Origin of the sequence: Streptococcus caledonicus (genome assembly GCF_042656225.1) — a bacterium.
GTDB classification, from domain to species: Bacteria; Bacillota; Bacilli; order Lactobacillales; family Streptococcaceae; genus Streptococcus; species Streptococcus caledonicus.
In genome coordinates this window covers 1-3,122 of sequence record NZ_JBHSOJ010000007.1, presented here as the reverse complement: position 1 = coordinate 3,122, position 3,122 = coordinate 1, and the positions used below count along the sequence as shown (strand labels likewise).

The window sequence follows — 3,122 nt, the reverse complement described above, 5'->3', positions numbered from 1 at the left end:
GTTAATAAGGTTAAGTTAATAAGGGCGCACGGTGGATGCCTTGGCACTAGAAGCCGAAGAAGGACGTGACTAACGACGAAATGCTTTGGGGAGCTGTAAGTAAGCGCCGATCCAGAGATGTCCGAATGGGGGAACCCACTAACTAATGGTTAGTATCCATATCTGTTAAGGATATGAGAAGGAAGACGCAGTGAACTGAAACATCTAAGTAGCTGCAGGAAGAGAAAGCAAACGCGATTGCCTTAGTAGCGGCGAGCGAAACGGCAGGAGGGCAAACCGAAGAGTTTACTCTTCGGGGTTGTAGGACTGCGATGTGGGAAGACAAGATTATAGACGAGCTACCTGGGAAGGTAGGCCAAAGAGAGTAATAGCCTCGTAGTCGAAATAGTCTTTAACCCTAGCAGAATCCTGAGTACGGCGAGACACGCGAAATCTCGTCGGAATCTGGGAGGACCATCTCCCAACCCTAAATACTCTCTAGTGACCGATAGTGAACCAGTACCGTGAGGGAAAGGTGAAAAGCACCCCGGGAGGGGAGTGAAAGAGAACCTGAAACCGTGTGCCTACAAGAAGTTCGAGCCCGTTAATGGGTGAGAGCGTGCCTTTTGTAGAATGAACCGGCGAGTTACGATATGATGCGAGGTTAAGTTGAAGAGACGGAGCCGAAGGGAAACCGAGTCTTAATAGGGCGCATAGTATCATGTTGTAGACCCGAAACCATGTGACCTACCCATGAGCAGGTTGAAGGTGCGGTAAGACGCACTGGAGGACCGAACCAGGGCACGTTGAAAAGTGCTTGGATGACTTGTGGGTAGCGGAGAAATTCCAAACGAACTTGGAGATAGCTGGTTCTCTCCGAAATAGCTTTAGGGCTAGCGTCGATGTTAAGTCTCTTGGAGGTAGAGCACTGTTTGGGTGAGGGGTCCATCTCGGATTACCAATCTCAGATAAACTCCGAATGCCAATGAGATATAATCGGCAGTCAGACTGCGAGTGCTAAGATCCGTAGTCGAAAGGGAAACAGCCCAGACCACCAGCTAAGGTCCCCAAATATATGTTAAGTGGAAAAGGATGTGGGGTTGCACAGACAACTAGGATGTTAGCTTAGAAGCAGCTATTCATTCAAAGAGTGCGTAATAGCTCACTAGTCGAGTGACCCTGCGCCGAAAATGTACCGGGGCTAAAACATATTACCGAAGCTGTGGATGACCTTAAAGGTCATGGTAGGAGAGCGTTCTATGTGTGAAGAAGGTGTACCGTGAGGAGCGCTGGAACGCATAGAAGTGAGAATGCCGGTATGAGTAGCGAAAGACAGGTGAGAATCCTGTCCACCGTAAGACTAAGGTTTCCAGGGGAAGGCTCGTCCGCCCTGGGTTAGTCGGGACCTAAGGAGAGACCGAAAGGTGTATCCGATGGCCAACAGGTTGATATTCCTGTACTAGTGTATATAGTGATGGAGGGACGCAGTAGGCTAACTCAACCCAGCGACTGGAAGAGCTGGGCTAAGCAGTAAGGTGTGGTATGAGTCAAATGCTTATACCTATAACATTGAGCTGTGATGGGGAGCGAAGTTTAGTAGCGAAGTGAGTGATGTCACCCTGCCAAGAAAAGCTTCTAGCGATTAAGTATACACTACCCGTACCGCAAACCGACACAGGTAGTCGAGGCGAGTAGCCTCAGGTGATCGAGAGAACTCTCGTTAAGGAACTCGGCAAAATGACCCCGTAACTTCGGGAGAAGGGGTGCTGACTTAAAGTCAGCCGCAGTGAATAGGCCCAAGCAACTGTTTATCAAAAACACAGCTCTCTGCTAAATCGTAAGATGATGTATAGGGGGTGACGCCTGCCCGGTGCTGGAAGGTTAAGAGGAGGGTTTAGCGAAAGCGAAGATCTGAATTGAAGCCCCAGTAAACGGCGGCCGTAACTATAACGGTCCTAAGGTAGCGAAATTCCTTGTCGGGTAAGTTCCGACCCGCACGAAAGGCGTAATGATTTGGGCACTGTCTCAACGAGAGACTCGGTGAAATTTTAGTACCTGTGAAGATGCAGGTTACCCGCGACAGGACGGAAAGACCCCATGGAGCTTTACTGCAGTTTGATATTGAGTATCTGTACCACATGTACAGGATAGGTAGGAGCCATTGATTACGGGACGCCAGTTTCGTATGAGGCGTTGTTGGGATACTACCCTTGTGTTATGGCTACTCTAACCCGGATAGGTTACCCCTATCGGAGACAGTGTCTGACGGGCAGTTTGACTGGGGCGGTCGCCTCCTAAAAGGTAACGGAGGCGCCCAAAGGTTCCCTCAGATTGGTTGGAAATCAATCGTAGAGTGTAAAGGTATAAGGGAGCTTGACTGCGAGAGCAACAACTCGAGCAGGGACGAAAGTCGGGCTTAGTGATCCGGTGGTTCCGTATGGAAGGGCCATCGCTCAACGGATAAAAGCTACCCTGGGGATAACAGGCTTATCTCCCCCAAGAGTTCACATCGACGGGGAGGTTTGGCACCTCGATGTCGGCTCGTCGCATCCTGGGGCTGTAGTCGGTCCCAAGGGTTGGGCTGTTCGCCCATTAAAGCGGCACGCGAGCTGGGTTCAGAACGTCGTGAGACAGTTCGGTCCCTATCCGTCGCGGGCGTAGGAAATTTGAGAGGATCTGCTCCTAGTACGAGAGGACCAGAGTGGACATACCGCTGGTGTACCAGTTGTCTCGCCAGAGGCATCGCTGGGTAGCTATGTATGGAAGGGATAAGCGCTGAAAGCATCTAAGTGCGAAGCCCCCCTCAAGATGAGATTTCCCATGATTTTATATCAGTAAGAGCCCTGAAAGAAGATCAGGTAGATAGGTTAGGAGTGGAAGTGTGGTGACACATGTAGCGGACTAATACTAATAGCTCGAGGACTTATCCTAGTCATAAGAGAAGAAGATAGTATTGACAGCGGGTTAGTTTCTTGATAGAATATAGGTATTCAATTTTCAGTTGACAAAATGTCGACTAAGAGATAGTTAAGTGACGATAGCCTAGGAGATACACCTGTCCCCATGCCGAACACAGCAGTTAAGTCCTAGAACGCCGGAAGTAGTTGGGGGGTTCCCCCTGTGAGATAGGGTAGTTGCTTAGC

The 3,122-nt window shown here is 49.8% G+C and carries 2 rRNA genes; both read left to right on the top strand.

Annotation, left to right across the window (positions count from 1 at the left end):
- The first annotated feature begins 8 nt into the window (after positions 1-8).
- Positions 9-2,910 (top strand): 23S ribosomal RNA (locus ACFPQ3_RS01145).
- A gap of 96 nt (positions 2,911-3,006) precedes the next feature.
- Positions 3,007-3,122, top strand: a 5S ribosomal RNA gene (gene rrf, locus ACFPQ3_RS01140).